The organism is Streptomyces sp. NPDC059668 (assembly GCF_042734135.1).
Classification (GTDB): domain Bacteria; phylum Actinomycetota; class Actinomycetes; order Streptomycetales; family Streptomycetaceae; genus Streptomyces.
On the sequence record NZ_JBHWEL010000009.1, the window covers coordinates 15,261 to 30,507 of the forward strand.

The window sequence follows — 15,247 nt, forward strand, 5'->3', positions numbered from 1 at the left end:
GGGGCGGGGGGGGCGCGCTCGGGGGCTCCTCTATTTTGCCCCCGGGCCCGGGCCGCCCGCCGGGGGCCGGTCCCGGGCCCCGCCCCGGGGGGGTACGGTGGGGGGGGGGGGGGGGCCGGCCCGCCCCCCCCACCATGGCGAGGTCGGGGCGCAGCCCCCGCGCCGCCCGTTCGTGGAAGTCGCTGGCGCCCATCAGGAACATCGACGGGCCGCCGCTCCCCGCCGTCACCAGGAAGGCGAGCGTGTCGCCCTCCGGCAGGTCCGAGATGGTCCTCGGGGGCGTCGCGGGCGGCGCGTGGAGCGTGCCCGGGGCGAAGTAGGAGTACTTCTTGTTGCGGCTGTGCAGACTCGCCACCACCTCGACGGTGAGTCCGCCGCCGAAGTCCAGCACCTCGCCGCCCTTCACCACCGAGATCTGCCCCGGGTCGACCCCGGACGCGACCAGCAGGTGGTACGTCGTCTCGGTGCCGACGACGCGGGCGCCGGTGGTCGTGGCGATGTGCGGGACGTCGGCGAGGTGGTCCCAGTGGGCATGGCTGACCAGGACGAGTTCGGGGTGCCCCACGTGTTCCCGTACCAGCTCGGGATCGGTGCGCAGTTCCGTCCCGGCGTCGAAGTCACCGTCGAACAGGCCGGTCCTGAAGCGGGTGACGTACGGGTCGACGAGCACCGTCCGGCCGCCGACGTCGATGCGCCAGCCGGCGGTGCCCAACCAGCGCAGGGAGACCGGCGCCGATGCGGCCCCCGACCCCGATGCCGCCCTCGGTGTCGGCGACGGTGATGACGACGGTGCTGTCGTCGGTGACGATGACGGTGAAGTCGTCGATCCGGACGTGGGCGCTGCCGGGGGCGTGGCCGCCGCGGCGGCCACGGCGGGCAGGAGCGGGGCGGCCGTGCCGAGTGCGGCGCCTCGCAGCACAGTGCGGCGGCCGAGCAAGGGGGAACCCTGGGGGTTCTCGTTGTCGCGCATGGCGTCAGGAGATCAGGGGCCGGTCATCCCCGTCCAAGATCAGTTTCATGCCCTGCCGATACGCGGGCGCATATGAGGCCTGGTCACGGCCCCGTGTTCCGCAGGAAGTCGACGGCGATCCTGGCCGCGGTGCCGATCGCCGCGTCCACCTCCGGTCCGGTGGACCCGAGTTCACGGGTCCGGGCGAAGACGGAGACCGCGTAGAGGCCGCCGTCGGAGTACCGGACGACACCCGCCTCCATGTGCAGCCCCGGAAGTGTCCCGGTCTTGGCCGCGATCACCGTGCCGCCGGGAAACCCCGTCGCGAGCCGGTGACGGAACACCTGACGGGACATCAAGTCGCGTACGTGGGCGCAGGCTTCCGGCGGGCCCGCCTCGTCGCGCCAGATGAGACGCAGCAGTTCGGTGGTCTCGCGCGGCGTGCCGGCGTTGGTCCGCAGGGGGTCCAGGACCGCCATCCGCCGCTTGCGCTCCTCCGGCAGGGCCGGGTAACGGACGGCGAACTCCCTCTCGTCGCGCGCCCCGGCCTCCGCGAGCATCGACTCCAGGACGTCCCGCGGGCCTCCCACGACGCGGGTCCGTTCGAGCCCCAGCTCCTTGGCGAGCAGTCGTACGGTGTCCAGGCCGACCCGGTCGAGCAGCAGATCCGCCGCCGAGTTGTCGCTGACCGACATCGCGAAGAACGCCAGATCGCGCAGCGAGAGTTCGACGTCGTCCGCGCAGCCCGCCGTGCCCCAGCCGCCGAGCCGGTCGGCCGCCGTCACCCTGACCCGCTCCCGGGGGTCGAGCTGCCCGGCCGCCACCTGCCGGGCGAACTCCAGGACCAGCAGCACCTTGAACACCGAGGCGAGCACGACGGGTTCGTCGGCGCCGACGGCCACCTCGCGCACGCGGGGCCGCGCGAGGACGGACTTCCCGGGCGCGCCGGGGCCGGTCCGTGCGACGCCGGCGTGTCCAGTTCGTCCGACACCGGCGGGACCAGTCGGTCCGGCGTCGGCGGGTCCGGTCCGTCCGACGCCGACGGGGACCGCGTGCAGGAGACCCTCGGCACCCGCTCCCGCGAAAACCGCGCGGATCTGTTCCTCCGCCATCGGCCGGCCCGCCCCCTCGCGTAAGGTCCCTGGTCGTGGATCTCTTGCGCCACCTGCGTCTGTTCGTCACCGTAGCCGAGGAACTGCACTTCAGCCGGGCCGCCGACCGGCTGGGCATGGCCCAGCCGCCGCTCAGCCAGGCCGTGCGGCGGCTGGAGAGGGAGCTCGGCGCCGAGCTGTTCGACCGCTCGCACCGCCGGATCCGGCTGACCGCCGCCGGGGCGCTGTTGTGGGACGAGGCCCGTGAACTCCTCGCCCGCGAGGACCGGTTGCGGATGCTGGCCCGGCGCGCGGGGGACGGCGGCCTGGGCACCCTGCGCGCGGGCGTGCCACCCGACACCGCGGCCGCCGTACTGGCCGCGCTGCTCGCCGCCTGCGCCGAGCGTGCCCCGGGGCTCTCCGTCGACCTGCGGGAGGTCACCACCGGGGAACAGGTCCGGCTGCTCGCCTCCGGCGGACTCGACGTCGGACTCGTGCACCGCCCCGCCGACACCACCGGACTGCTGCTCGGACCCGAGGTCTCGGTGGACCTCGGCGTCGTCCTGCCCCGCACCTCGCCGCTGGCCCGGCGGCCGGAGGTCACGCTCGGCGAGCTGGCCGGCCACGACCTGGTGCTCTTTCCGCGGGCCCACGCTCCGGACCGGTACGACCAGGTCCTCGACGTCTGCCGCGCCGCGGGCTTCGTGCCGGGCCACGTACGGCACGCCTCCAACTCCGAGTTCCTGCTGGCCCTGGTGACGGCCGGGCACGGCGTCGCCTTCGACCCGGGGCCGGTGGCCCGTAAGGAACCCCGAGTCGCCTGGCGGCCCCTGTCGGGGCGCCCCCTCACCCAGCGGCTGAGCGGCGCGTGGCCCGCCGGCCGCACCGCCCACCCGGCCGCGCGGACCTTCGCGGAACTCGCCGCCGAGGTGCTGGCCGGCGACCGCGCCGCGACCCCGCACCGCACCGACGAGACCGGCCCCACCACCGGACCACCCCGCCCGTGGTCGGTCGTGTACGGCTAGCGGGGCGGCGCGGGGCGGTCTCCGCCGTGGCCGACGGGGGCGGGCGCTGGGACTGCCGGTGGGGGACGGCCGGTAGGGGACGGGCGGTGTGGTGGACGGCCACCCTCGTGACGAGCCGCACCCGCGATCCGACATCGCGACCCCCTCCCCGCGCGGCCGGCGTGGGTCCGAGCCGGAGACCGCGGGGCCGGGACGACGTACTCCCGGCACCGCCTACCCTTGTCACATGAGCAGCAGCGACCGGAGCCACGCGGTGGACGTTCAGGATTCGAAGACCTACGAGGTGCGCACCTACGGGTGCCAGATGAACGTCCACGACTCCGAACGGCTCTCCGGGCTCCTCGAAGGCGCGGGCTACGTGCGGGCCCCCGAGGGGTCCGACGGCGACGCGGACGTCGTCGTCTTCAACACCTGCGCCGTGCGCGAGAACGCCGACAACCGGCTGTACGGCAACCTCGGCCGCCTCGCCCCGATGAAGACGAAGCGCCCCGGGATGCAGATCGCGGTCGGCGGCTGTCTGGCGCAGAAGGACCGCGACACCATCGTGAAGAAGGCGCCCTGGGTGGACGTCGTCTTCGGGACGCACAACATCGGCAAACTACCCGTCCTCCTGGAGCGCGCCCGCGTGCAGGAAGAGGCGCAGGTCGAGATCGCCGAGTCGCTCGAGGCGTTCCCCTCGACGCTGCCGACCCGCCGCGAGAGCGCCTACGCGGCCTGGGTGTCGATCTCCGTCGGCTGCAACAACACCTGCACCTTCTGCATCGTCCCGGCGCTGCGCGGCAAGGAGAAGGACCGGCGGACGGGCGACATCCTCGCCGAGATCGAGGCGCTGGTCGGCGAGGGCGTCTCCGAGATCACGCTGCTCGGGCAGAACGTCAACGCGTACGGCAGCGACATCGGCGACCGGGAGGCCTTCAGCAAGCTGCTGCGCGCCTGTGGGCAGATCGAGGGCCTGGAGCGGGTCCGGTTCACCTCCCCGCACCCCCGTGACTTCACCGACGACGTGATCGCGGCCATGGCGGAGACGCCGAACGTGATGCCGCAGCTCCACATGCCGATGCAGTCCGGTTCGGACACCGTCCTGAAGGCCATGCGCCGCTCGTACCGCCAGGAGCGCTACCTGGGGATCATCGAGAAGGTGCGGGCCGCCATCCCGGACGCGGCGATCACCACCGACATCATCGTGGGCTTCCCCGGTGAGACGGAGGAGGACTTCGAGCAGACCCTGCACGCGGTCCGCGAGGCCCGCTTCTCCGCGGCGTTCACCTTCCAGTACTCCAAGCGCCCCGGCACCCCGGCGGCCACCATGGAGGGGCAGATCCCCAAGGAGGTCGTCCAGGCGCGCTACGAGCGTCTCGTCGCCCTCCAGGAGGAGATCTCCTGGGACGAGAACAAGAAGCAGGTCGGCCGCGTCCTGGAGCTGATGGTCGCCGAGGGCGAGGGCCGCAAGGACGGCGCCACGCACCGTCTCTCCGGCCGTGCCCCCGACAACCGGCTGGTCCACTTCACCAAGCCCGACCAGGACGTGCGCCCCGGTGACGTCGTCACCGTCGAGATCACCTACGCCGCCCCGCACCATCTGCTGGCCGAGGGCGCCGTCCTCGCCGTGCGCCGCACGCGCGCGGGCGACGCCTGGGAGAAGCGCAACGCCGCCCAGGCGGCGAAGCCGGCCGGCGTGATGCTGGGACTGCCGAAGATCGGCGCCCCGGCGCCGCTGCCCGTCGCGACCGGCAGCGGCTGCGGCTGCGACTGACCGCGCACGCGCACGCGGCCGCGGGTTCGTCGAGGCAGGCGGTGCGGTGCCGCCCTGCCGGCGTTGGGCGTCGCGGCATCCGCGGCGGGCGCCTCCGCCGTCGGTGCCATCGCGTGCGACCCCGCTCGCGCGGCGAAGGGCTACGCTGCCGATCATGCTTGTAGCCGCCGCAGCCTGCCCCTGTCCGCCGCTGCTCGTGCCCGAGATCGCCGCCGGGGCCGCGCCCGAGCTGGCCGCCGCGCGGGACGCGTGCGCGGACGCGCTCGGCGTGCTCGCCGCGTCCCGGCCCGATCTGCTGGTCGTCGTGGGCCCCGCGGAGCAGGACACGCACGGTTCCTACCCCGAGGGGACACCGGGCTCGTTCCGCGGGTTCGGGGTGGACCTCGACGTACGCCTCGGCCGGGCCGGCACGCCTCCGGCGTCCTCGCAGCGGCCCCTGCCGCCCTCGCTCGCCGTCGCGGCCTGGCTGCTGGAGCGGACGAACTGGTCCGACGCTCCCGTGACAGGTCTCGCCGTGGCGGAGCCGCTCACGGCCGAGCGGTGCCGGAGCGCCGGGGCCGAGGCCGCCGGACAGGCCGCGCGGGTGGCCCTCCTGGTGATGGGCGACGCCAGCGCGTGCCGGACACTGAAGGCGCCCGGTTACCTCGACGAGCGCGCGGCGGACTTCGACGCGGAGATCGCCCGGGCACTGGGGACGGCGGACCTGGCGGCCCTGCGGGCGCTGGACGCCGGACTCGCCCGCGAGCTGAAGGTCTCCGGACGCGCCCCCTGGCAGGTCCTCGCGGGTGCCGCCGAGGACGCGGGACTCGGCGGCGCTCTGCTGTACGAGGACGCCCCGTACGGGGTGGGATACCTGGTGGCGGCCTGGTCCTAGCGCGACCCCGGGGAGCCGCCCGCCCGGAAACGGCGGACGGCCGGGAGCCCTGGGTGCTCCGCGGCCGTCCGTCGATGTGCGCCGTTCAGAATGAGGGGGGCGGTGGCGGCGCGTCGGGCGGCGGCATGGTGCCGTCGTCCTTGTGCGCGAGCCGGTCCATGGCACCCTTCGCCTTGCCCGTGCCCGTCTGGATCTTGTCGCTGTACTTGCCCTTGGTCTTCTCGTCGACCACCTTGGCGGCCTTGTCGAGACCGTGGGTCACCTTGTCCCCGTGCTGCTGCGCGAGGTCCGAGACCTTGTCCTTGGCAGGGGCCAGCTTGGCTTTCAGATTGTCCAGGAGACTCATGGTCCACCTTCCCTCGCGGGACAGTTACTTACGGGCGCTCTCACCGGCCCCGTTGTCGGCGGCCTTCTCGGCGGTCTGCTGCTGAGGGATCTCGACGTCGTCCGAGGACGTGACTCCCGCGGCCCCCGTCACCGCGACCGCCACCTCGATCCCGCCGTGGCTGCGGTGGCTCTCGTCCGCGTTCTCGCTCCCGGACGATCCCTTCGGCTCTTCCGCCGGGTCCACCGACTCCGCGGCGCCGCCGGCGTCGGTCGCGGCGACGGCGTCCGTCGTGACGTCGGTGTCGGTCGTCGTGACGTCGGCATCACCACCGGCGCCGGTACCGGCCGTCACTGTGTCGGCCGGCACGTCGGAGGCCGACGCCTCCTCCGCAGCCTTCGACCTCCTGAGAAGTCGTGCAAAAACACCCATATCCACTCCATACGTTACTCGTGAGGGCGAAATTCCGCGTCACCCGGTGCGTCCCATTGCGCCGCCCGGGGCGCCGGTCCTCGAAAACCGGCGGCCGGAACCTCGCAACAGGCAACGACCCCGAACCTGTGGCGTCACGCCGCTCGTCGGAGCAGGGGCCCCGGGTTTGCGAGACTGGGGCGGTGAGCAGCGCACCCCCCGCCCCCCGAGTCATCGCCGTCGTCGGACCGACCGCGGCAGGAAAGTCCGATCTGGGCGTTTTCCTCGCCCGCCGTCTCGGAGGCGAGGTCGTCAACGCCGACTCCATGCAGTTGTACCGAGGGATGGACATCGGCACCGCCAAGCTGACGTCCGAGGAGCGGGCCGGGGTTCCGCACCACCTGCTGGACATCTGGGACGTGACCGTCACGGCCAGCGTCGCCGAGTACCAGCGGCTCGCCCGCGCGCGCATCGACGCCCTGCTCGCCGAGGGCCGCTGGCCGGTCCTGGTCGGCGGCTCCGGGCTCTATGTGCGCGGCGCCGTCGACAAGATGGAATTCCCGGGCACCGATCCCGAGGTGCGGGCGCGCCTGGAGGAGGAACTCGGGCTGCGCGGCTCGGGCGCCCTGCACGCGCGCCTCGCCGTGGCCGACCCCGGGGCCGCCCAGGCGATCCTGCCCAGCAACGGCCGCCGCATCGTGCGCGCGCTGGAGGTCATCGAGATCACCGGCAAGCCCTTCACGGCCAATCTCCCCGGCCACGACTCGGTGTACGACACCCTCCAGATCGGCGTCGACGTGACGCGTCCCGAGCTCGACGAGCGGATCGCGCGCCGCGTCGACCGGATGTGGGAGGCCGGGCTCGTCGACGAGGTGCGGGAGCTGGAGGCGCGAGGCCTGCGCGAGGGGCGCACGGCGTCGCGCGCGCTCGGGTATCAGCAGGTGCTCGCGGCGCTCGCCGGGGAGTGCACCGACGCCGAGGCGCGCGCCGAGACCGTACGTGCCACCAAACGCTTCGCGCGACGCCAGGATTCGTGGTTCCGGCGCGATCCCCGGGTGCACTGGCTCAGCGGCGCCGCGGCGGACCTCACGGAACTTCCACAGCAGGCGCTGACGTTGGTCGAACGACCGGTCACAGCCTGATCACGTCATGGCATCGGGACGCTCCGGCCGCCATCGGGGCCTCCGGCGCCGTGCCATCATCGAGCTTCGATCGACAATGTGGAGTCCGAGTTGGGAGGGCGCGTGGCGATGGAGGCCAGCCCTCGCAACACCGCACAGGACGCGGAGCAGGACACCGCGCAGGAGCCGCTGGAGCAGCGGCGGCAGCAGGGCCTCGACGAGCGGCTGGGTTCCGGTTCCGACGGTGATCCGCTGATCTCCGACGGACCCGAGGAACCTCCCGGCGGTGTCACCGCCGACGGGCCGGGTCCGGACGAGATGTCCCCGGGGCCCGAGGTCGAGGTCGAGCTGCGTCCGCAGCGCCGGCTGCGTATCTGGCAGCTCGCGCCGATCGTCGGCCTGGCCGCGACGGGCTCGCTGATGTTCGCCTTCCCGCTCGCCTTCGAGTTCGGCGACGGCGGTGCCGTGGTCGCCATGCTCGGCCTGCTGATCTGCCTGTGCGCCGCCGGCTGGGGCATGATGGCCGCCCGCCGCGTGGGCTACACCCTGCCGGGCTTCCCCGCCCGCGGCTCCGGCCGCCGCCTGGACTGGCGCGTCGTGCTCGCGTACGTCGTGGTGGTCGCCGCGGTGGCGGTGCTCGCCGTGGGACGTGTGGCCCGACTGCGCTGAGCCGGCCGGGGCCGCCACCTGAGAGGGAGGGCCCGACCGACTCCGGCCGTCCCCGCCCGACCCCGTACGATCGAGGGATGAGCACGCGGATCGCCTTCCTCAAGGGTCACGGGACCGAGAACGACTTCGTGATCGTCCCCGACCCGGAGAACGCCGTCGACCTGTCCCCGGCCGCCGTGGCCGCCCTGTGCGACCGCCGCGCGGGCATCGGCGGCGACGGTCTGCTGCACGTCGTCCGGTCCGCGGCGCACCCCGAGGCCGCGGAGATGGCCGCCGAGGCGGAGTGGTTCATGGACTACCGCAACGGCGACGGCTCGGTCGCGGAGATGTGCGGCAACGGAGTCCGTGTGTTCGCGCACTACCTGCAACGGGCCGGACATGTGGCCGAGGGGGACATCACGGTCGCCACGCGCGCGGGCGTGAAGAGCGTGCACCTCGCCAAGAACGGGGACGTCACCGTCGGCATGGGCAAGGCGGTCCTCCCGGAGGGGGACGTCACCGTGAGCGTCGGCGAGCACAGCTGGCCCGCGCGCAACGTGAACATGGGCAACCCGCACGCCGTCGCCTTCGTCGACGACCTCGGCCAGGCCGGCAACCTGTTCGCACCGCCGCCCGTCACCCCCGCGTCGGCCTACCCGGACGGCGTGAACGTCGAGTTCGTGGTCGACCGGGGCCCGCGCCACGTCGCCCTGCGGGTCCACGAGCGCGGCTCCGGAGAGACCCGTTCGTGCGGCACGGGCGCCTGCGCGGTGGCCGTGGCCACGGCCCGCCGTGACGGCGCCGACCCGGCCGTCACCGGGACCCCGGCGACGTACACCGTCGACGTGCCCGGCGGACGCCTGGTGATCACCGAGCACCCGGACGGCGCGATCGAGATGACCGGCCCCGCGGTGATCGTCGCCGAGGGCGACATCGACGCGGAGTGGCTGGCCGCCGTCCGGCTCTGAGCCGGCCCCCCGCCGCGGGAGGTGCCGCACGCCCTCGGGACGCCTCCGCGGCTGCCCGGCCCGGCGACACGGGTCCTCACCGGTTCACGGCCACAAGGCCTGGTCCGACGCGGTGTCACCCGCCCCCGCCCGGCCCGGTACCGCGACCTCCGGTCCCTCCCAGGTCCCCGGAAGCGCAAACCCCTGAACCTTCGCTCGAATGGGTGATCCGTTTCACGCTCGGCGAGAGGTGGTCAGCCGGGCGTGGTGGGCTCGGTAGCATCAAGCACCGGCCCGGACGGGGGATCGACGCCAACCCCTGAGCCGTGTACGCCATGGGCACCCCGTCCGCCGGTCTACGCAGCCGGAGGTGCCCATGAGTGCGGAGGCGACGAATCCCGCGACGCCAGGCCCTGCAACGCCCTCCCCCCAGCGCTCGGTTCCGCTGGAGCAGGGGGGATCGGCGGCACGCCGGAAGGGCCGCCCGCGGATCGACCTGCGCCGCCTCGGCCGGGCCGCGCTGCTCGGCCCGACCGCGCGTGACCGGCTGCCCGACGCGATCGGCCACGTCGCCGAGGCCCACCGCGCCCACCACCCCGACGCGGACATGGAAGCGCTGCGCCGGGCCTACGTGCTGGCGGAGTCCTCGCACCGCGGCCAGATGCGCAAGAGCGGCGAGCCGTACATCACCCACCCGCTCGCGGTGACCCTGATCCTCGCCGAACTCGGCGCGGAGACGACGACGTTGACCGCCTCCCTGCTCCACGACACCGTCGAGGACACCGAGGTGACGCTCGATCAGGTGCGGGCCGAGTTCGGCGACGAGGTCTGCTATCTCGTCGACGGAGTCACCAAGTTGGAGAAGGTCGACTACGGCGCCGCCGCCGAACCCGAGACCTTCCGCAAGATGCTCGTCGCGACCGGCAACGACGTCCGCGTGATGTCGATCAAACTCGCCGACCGGCTGCACAACATGCGGACCCTCGGCGTGATGCGCCCCGAGAAACAGGCCCGGATCGCCAAGGTCACCAGGGACGTCCTGATCCCGCTCGCCGAACGCCTCGGTGTCCAGGCGCTGAAGACCGAACTGGAGGACCTCGTCTTCGCGATCCTGCACCCCGAGGAGTACGAGCACACCAGAGAGCTGATCGTCGACAACGCCTCGCGCGCCGGCGACCCGCTCGCGGAGATCGCCGAAGAGGTGCGCGGTGTCCTGCGCGACGCCGGGATCCAGGCCGAAGTCCTCATCAGGCCACGCCACTTCGTCTCCGTGCACCGCGTGTCGCGCAAGCGCGGGCCGATGCGCGGCGCGGACTTCGGGCGGCTCCTGGTGCTCGTGAACGAGGACGCCGACTGCTACGGCGTCCTCGGTGAACTGCACACCTGCCTCACGCCCGTGGTGTCGGAGTTCAAGGACTTCATCGCGGTCCCCAAGTTCAACCTGTACCAGTCGCTGCACACGGCCGTGGCGAGCGGCGACGGCCAGGTGGCCGAAGTCCTCATCCGTACCCACCAGATGCACAAGGTCGCCGAGGCCGGCGTCATCGCCCTCGGCAACCCCTACACCGCTCCCGCGGAGGAGCAGACGGACGGCGACGGCCGGCGGGCGGCGGACGGCGAGCGGGTCGACCCCACCCGCCCCGGCTGGCTCTCCCGGCTCCTCGACTGGCAGCAGGGTGCCCCGGACCCGGACACGTTCTGGTCCACCCTGCGCGAGGACCTCGCCCAGGACCGCGAGATCACCGTCTTCCGGGCCGACGGCGGCTCGTTGGGCCTGCCCGAGGGCGCCAGCTGCGTGGACGCCGCGTACGCGCAGTACGGCGACGACGCGCACGCCTGTATCGGCGCCCGTGTCAACGGGCGGCTCGCGACGCTGAGCACGGTGCTCAAGGACGGCGACACCGTACAGCTCCTCATGGGGCAGGACCCGGCCTCGGAGCCCTCCAGGGAGTGGCTGGAGCACGCCCACACGCCCGCCGCCCGGATCGCCATCCAGCGCTGGCTGGCCGCACACCCCTCGCCCCGCGACGCGGAGCCCCCCGTGGAGCCCGCCGCGGCCCCCAGACCGCCCGCCGAGGCACCCGCGGCCCGCCCCGCGGCGAACGCCGTCGTCGAACAACAGGGTGCCTCCGTACGCCTCGCGGGCTGCTGCACCCCCGTACCGCCCGACCGCGTGACCGGCTTCGCCGTACGCGGGGGAGTGGTGACCGTGCACCGCGTCGAGTGCGCCGGGGTGGCACGCATGAAGGGCGCGGGGCGCGCGGAGGTCGAAGTGAGCTGGGGGGACACCGCGGAGTGCCGCGTCACGCTGGTCGCCGAGTCCTTCGGCCGCCCCCATCTGCTCGCCGACCTCACCGAAGCCATCGCCCTGGAGGGCGCCGCGATCGTCTCCGCGACCGTCGAACCCCCCAGCCAGCAGCGCGTACGCCACACCTACACGCTCCAACTCCCGGACGCGGCCCACCTCCCCGGGCTGATGCGGGCGATGCGGAACGTGCCGGGCGTGTACGACGTGAGCAGGGCGCAGCACGCGGCGGCCGCCGCGCAGTAGCACACGTTCGGGTGGGCCCGGAGCGCGTCTCCCGCGCGGGAGGGACGACCGCTGGTAGCGGTGGTCCATGCTGCTCACCCCCCGCCCCAGGACCGACCACCCCGGCACCTCCGGCGCCTCGACCCCCGACTCCACCGCCCCCGGCCCCACGCCCCCCGGCCCGCGGAGCCGCCGCGTCAGGGCGGCACTGCTCGCCTCCGCCGTCTCCGTCTGTCTCGTCGCCGCGAGCGCCCCGTCCCCGGTGACGCCCCTGGGCATCGGCGACCGCCTCTTCCCGCACCTGGGCAACCCCGGGTACGACGTCAAGTCGTACGACCTCTCCTTCGCCTACACCGGCAAGAACACCGAGCCTCTGGCGGCCGTCACCACGATCGACGCCGTGACGTCACGCCGTCTCGACCGCGTCAATCTCGACTACGCGCACGGCACGGTGGGCTCGGTCGAGGTCAACGGGTCACCGGCGGCGTTCACGAGCGCCGGGGACGATCTGGTGGTGACCCCCGATCAACCCGTGCCCGCCGGCGGCTGGATGCGGATCACCGTGCGGCACCACAGCGACCCGGCCGCCCGGGGCGACCAGGACGGCGGCTGGGTGCGGACCAAGGACGGCCTCGCCATGGCCAACCAGGCCGACGCGGGCCATCTCGTCTTCCCGTGCAACGACCACCCCTCCGACAAGGCCATGTTCACGATCCACGTCACCGCGCCCGAGGGATACACGGCGGTGGCCAACGGACTGCCGGCCGGCGTGGTCCGTGCCCCCGGGGGCACCACCTGGACGTACCGGTCGCAGCACCCGATGGCCACCGAACTGACCCAGGTCTCCATCGGCCGCTCCACGGTCGTGCACCGCACCGGCCCGCACGGACTGCCCCTGCGCGACGTCGTGCCCACCAAGGACCGCGAGCGGCTCGAACCGTGGCTCAGGAGGACTCCCGACCAGATCGCCTGGATGGAGGGCAAGGTCGGCCGGTACCCCTTCGAGACGTACGGCCTGCTGATGGCCCAGGCGCGCACCGGCTTCGAGCTGGAGACACAGACGCTCTCCCTCTTCGAGCGGGAGCTCTTCACCCAGCCCGCCTACCCCAGGTGGTACGTCGAGTCGATCATGGTGCACGAGCTGTCGCACCAGTGGTTCGGCGACAGCGTCACTCCGCGTGACTGGTCCGACCTGTGGCTCAACGAAGGGCACGCCACCTGGTACGAGGCCCTGTACGCGCAGGAGAAGGGCAAGAAGCCCATGGAGGCCCGGATGAAGGCCGCCTACCGCGCGTCCGACACCTGGCGGGCCGCCGGCGGCCCGCCCGCGGCGCCGAAGGGGCCCAAGCCGGGCCAGAAGATCAGCCTCTTCCGGCCGAACGTCTACGACGGGGCCGCGCTCGCCCTGTACGCGCTGCGCCAGGAGATCGGCCGGTCCGCCTTCGAACGCCTGGAACGGGCCTGGGTGGCCGTCCACCGGGACGGCACGGCCTCGACCGCGGACTTCGAGCGGCTCGCCTCCAGCATCGGCAACCGCGACCTGAGCGGGTTCTTCCAGGCGTGGCTGTACGGGAAGCGGACACCCCCGATGCCCGGTCACCCGGACTGGCGGAGTGACGCTCCGAAGGCCCACAAGGGCACCCGGTAACTCGCATGACGAGACGGGCCGTGCCGTGCGACCATCTTCAGGTCGGCGGCGCGGCCCCCGCGGAGGGTCGGCCCGGTGGAATCCGGGGAATCTCCCGGTGGCCCCGGACGTTGTTCCCACAGACGGGCAAGGTCCGTCGCCGACCCGGTGTCGCCAGTGACGCACCGGAGCCCCCATCGACGTAAGGATCCAATGACCTCCTCTTCTTCCCCTTCCCAGGACGCGCAGAGCCTCGCGCAGAACTACCCCGAAGGTCTTCGGGCCGATGCCCTGATGGAAGAGGACGTCGCCTGGAGCCACGAGATCGACGGAGAGCGGGACGGCGACCAGTTCGACCGCTCCGAGCGCGCGGCCCTGCGCCGCGTCGCCGGCCTCTCCACCGAACTCGAGGACGTCACCGAGGTCGAGTACCGGCAGCTCCGCCTGGAGCGCGTCGTCCTCGTCGGTGTCTGGACCTCGGGAACCATCCAGGACGCGGACAACTCGCTCGCCGAGCTGGCCGCCCTGGCGGAGACCGCGGGCGCGCTCGTGCTCGACGGTGTCGTCCAGCGCCGCGACAAGCCCGACGCGGCCACGTACATCGGATCCGGCAAGGCCAACGAGCTGCGGGACATCGTCCTGGAGACCGGCGCCGACACCGTGATCTGCGACGGTGAGCTGAGCCCCGGCCAGCTGATCCACCTCGAGGACGTCGTCAAGGTCAAGGTCATCGACCGTACGGCCCTGATCCTCGACATCTTCGCCCAGCACGCCAAGTCCCGGGAGGGCAAGGCGCAGGTCGCGCTCGCGCAGATGCAGTACATGCTGCCGAGACTGCGCGGCTGGGGTCAGTCGCTGTCCCGACAGATGGGCGGCGGCAAGGGCGGCGGCCTCGCCACCCGTGGTCCCGGTGAGACCAAGATCGAGACGGACCGGCGCCGCATCCGCGAGAAGATGGCGAAGATGCGCCGGGAGATCGCGGACATGAAGACCGGCCGCGAGATCAAGCGCCAGGAGCGGCGCAGGAACAAGGTGCCCTCGGTCGCCATCGCCGGTTACACCAACGCCGGCAAGTCCTCCCTGCTCAACCGCCTGACCGGCGCGGGCGTCCTGGTGCAGAACGAGCTGTTCGCCACCCTGGACCCGACCGTGCGCCGTGCCGAGACGCCCAGCGGGCGGATCTACACGCTCGCGGACACCGTCGGCTTCGTACGGCACCTGCCGCACCACCTCGTCGAGGCGTTCCGTTCCACGATGGAGGAGGTCGGCGACTCCGACCTGATCCTGCACGTGGTCGACGGGTCGCACCCGGCGCCGGAGGAGCAGCTGGCCGCCGTGCGCGAGGTCATCCGTGACGTCGGCGCCACCGGCGTCCCCGAGATCGTGGTGATCAACAAGGCGGACGCGGCCGACCCGCTGGTCCTCCAGCGCCTGATGCGCAACGAGACGCGCTCCATCGCGGTCTCGGCCCGCACCGGCCTGAACATCGACGAACTGCTCGCGCTCATCGACAACGAGCTGCCGCGCCCCTCGGTCGAGATCGAGGCGCTCGTGCCGTACACGCACGGCAGGCTGGTCGCGCGCGCCCACTCCGACGGCGAGGTCCTCTCCGAGGAGCACACCCCGGAGGGCACGCTGCTCAAGGTGCGGGTCCACGAGGAACTGGCGGCGGATCTCGCGCCGTACGTTCCGGCGCCGGCGCTCTAGCCCCACCCGGTTCCCGACGGGTTCCCGCCCCCGGACGTACGAAGGCCCGCCCCCTCACGCAGGGGGGCGGGGGGACTCACCGGCCGGCGTGCGGCGGGGCCCGGGGCGCGCCCCCCCCACTCCGCGCGTTGCGGCGCGGGGCCTCTCCCACCCGCCCTGGCGGCGTACGTACCTGTATCACACCGACTTACGAGCCCGGGCGGGCGCCCCTCGCCGAGGTCGTGGCCATCCCCGTGACC

At 73.1% G+C, this 15,247-nt stretch carries 13 protein-coding genes; 9 read left to right on the forward strand and 4 right to left on the reverse strand.

Annotated features, from left to right (window positions below; genetic code table 11):
* Positions 1-970: MBL fold metallo-hydrolase (locus ACFV2J_RS09650; RefSeq protein ID WP_385438001.1), on the reverse strand; the 970-nt coding region annotated here is incomplete at its 3' end.
* Positions 971-1,053: 83 nt separating this feature from the next.
* Positions 1,054-2,061, reverse strand: a complete 1,008-nt coding sequence (locus tag ACFV2J_RS09655; protein WP_385088388.1) for a serine hydrolase — start codon at positions 2,059-2,061, stop codon at positions 1,054-1,056.
* A 44-nt stretch (positions 2,062-2,105) separates the two neighbouring features.
* Between ACFV2J_RS09655 and ACFV2J_RS09660 the strand changes: the two genes are divergently transcribed.
* The 3 genes from ACFV2J_RS09660 (at position 2,106) to ACFV2J_RS09670 (ending at position 5,692) form a co-directional block, all read left to right on the forward strand.
* Positions 2,106-3,065 (forward strand): LysR family transcriptional regulator, encoded by a 960-nt coding sequence (locus ACFV2J_RS09660; protein ID WP_385438103.1) that lies wholly within the window; start codon positions 2,106-2,108, stop codon positions 3,063-3,065.
* A gap of 226 nt (positions 3,066-3,291) precedes the next feature.
* Positions 3,292-4,818, forward strand: coding sequence for a tRNA (N6-isopentenyl adenosine(37)-C2)-methylthiotransferase MiaB (miaB, locus tag ACFV2J_RS09665; RefSeq protein ID WP_385438004.1), 1,527 nt, complete (start codon positions 3,292-3,294; stop codon positions 4,816-4,818).
* Between the two features lie 154 nt (positions 4,819-4,972).
* Positions 4,973-5,692 carry a class III extradiol dioxygenase subunit B-like domain-containing protein gene (locus ACFV2J_RS09670; RefSeq protein ID WP_385088049.1) on the forward strand — a complete coding sequence of 240 codons (720 nt, stop codon included), beginning with the start codon at positions 4,973-4,975 and terminating at the stop codon, positions 5,690-5,692.
* Positions 5,693-5,777: 85 nt separating this feature from the next.
* On the opposite strand, the gene ACFV2J_RS09675 is transcribed toward ACFV2J_RS09670, so the two are convergent.
* Together ACFV2J_RS09675 and ACFV2J_RS09680 are read right to left on the reverse strand one after the other, a co-directional pair.
* Positions 5,778-6,038 carry an antitoxin gene (locus tag ACFV2J_RS09675; RefSeq protein ID WP_385088051.1) on the reverse strand — a complete coding sequence of 87 codons (261 nt, stop codon included), beginning with the start codon at positions 6,036-6,038 and terminating at the stop codon, positions 5,778-5,780.
* Positions 6,039-6,062: 24 nt separating this feature from the next.
* On the reverse strand, positions 6,063-6,449 hold the full coding sequence (locus ACFV2J_RS09680) for a hypothetical protein (RefSeq protein WP_385088053.1): 387 nt from the start codon (positions 6,447-6,449) through the stop codon (positions 6,063-6,065).
* A gap of 182 nt (positions 6,450-6,631) precedes the next feature.
* On the opposite strand from ACFV2J_RS09680, the gene miaA reads away from it, so the two are divergent.
* The 6 genes from miaA (at position 6,632) to hflX (ending at position 15,008) form a co-directional block, all read left to right on the forward strand.
* Positions 6,632-7,570 (forward strand): tRNA (adenosine(37)-N6)-dimethylallyltransferase MiaA, encoded by a 939-nt coding sequence (miaA, locus tag ACFV2J_RS09685; RefSeq protein WP_385088055.1) that lies wholly within the window; start codon positions 6,632-6,634, stop codon positions 7,568-7,570.
* A 102-nt stretch (positions 7,571-7,672) separates the two neighbouring features.
* Positions 7,673-8,218 carry a hypothetical protein gene (locus ACFV2J_RS09690; protein WP_385088069.1) on the forward strand — a complete coding sequence of 182 codons (546 nt, stop codon included), beginning with the start codon at positions 7,673-7,675 and terminating at the stop codon, positions 8,216-8,218.
* A gap of 77 nt (positions 8,219-8,295) precedes the next feature.
* Positions 8,296-9,165, forward strand: a complete 870-nt coding sequence (gene dapF / locus ACFV2J_RS09695; protein ID WP_385088057.1) for a diaminopimelate epimerase — start codon at positions 8,296-8,298, stop codon at positions 9,163-9,165.
* A 355-nt stretch (positions 9,166-9,520) separates the two neighbouring features.
* The gene (locus tag ACFV2J_RS09700; RefSeq protein ID WP_385088059.1) at positions 9,521-11,695 is read left to right on the forward strand and encodes a RelA/SpoT family protein; all 2,175 of its coding nucleotides are present in this window, start codon (positions 9,521-9,523) and stop codon (positions 11,693-11,695) included.
* A 67-nt stretch (positions 11,696-11,762) separates the two neighbouring features.
* The gene (locus tag ACFV2J_RS09705) at positions 11,763-13,322 is read left to right on the forward strand and encodes a M1 family metallopeptidase (protein ID WP_385438010.1); all 1,560 of its coding nucleotides are present in this window, start codon (positions 11,763-11,765) and stop codon (positions 13,320-13,322) included.
* A 192-nt stretch (positions 13,323-13,514) separates the two neighbouring features.
* Complete coding sequence (gene hflX / locus ACFV2J_RS09710; RefSeq protein WP_385088063.1) at positions 13,515-15,008, forward strand: GTPase HflX; 1,494 nt, start codon at positions 13,515-13,517, stop codon at positions 15,006-15,008.
* Positions 15,009-15,247: the final 239 nt, after the last annotated feature.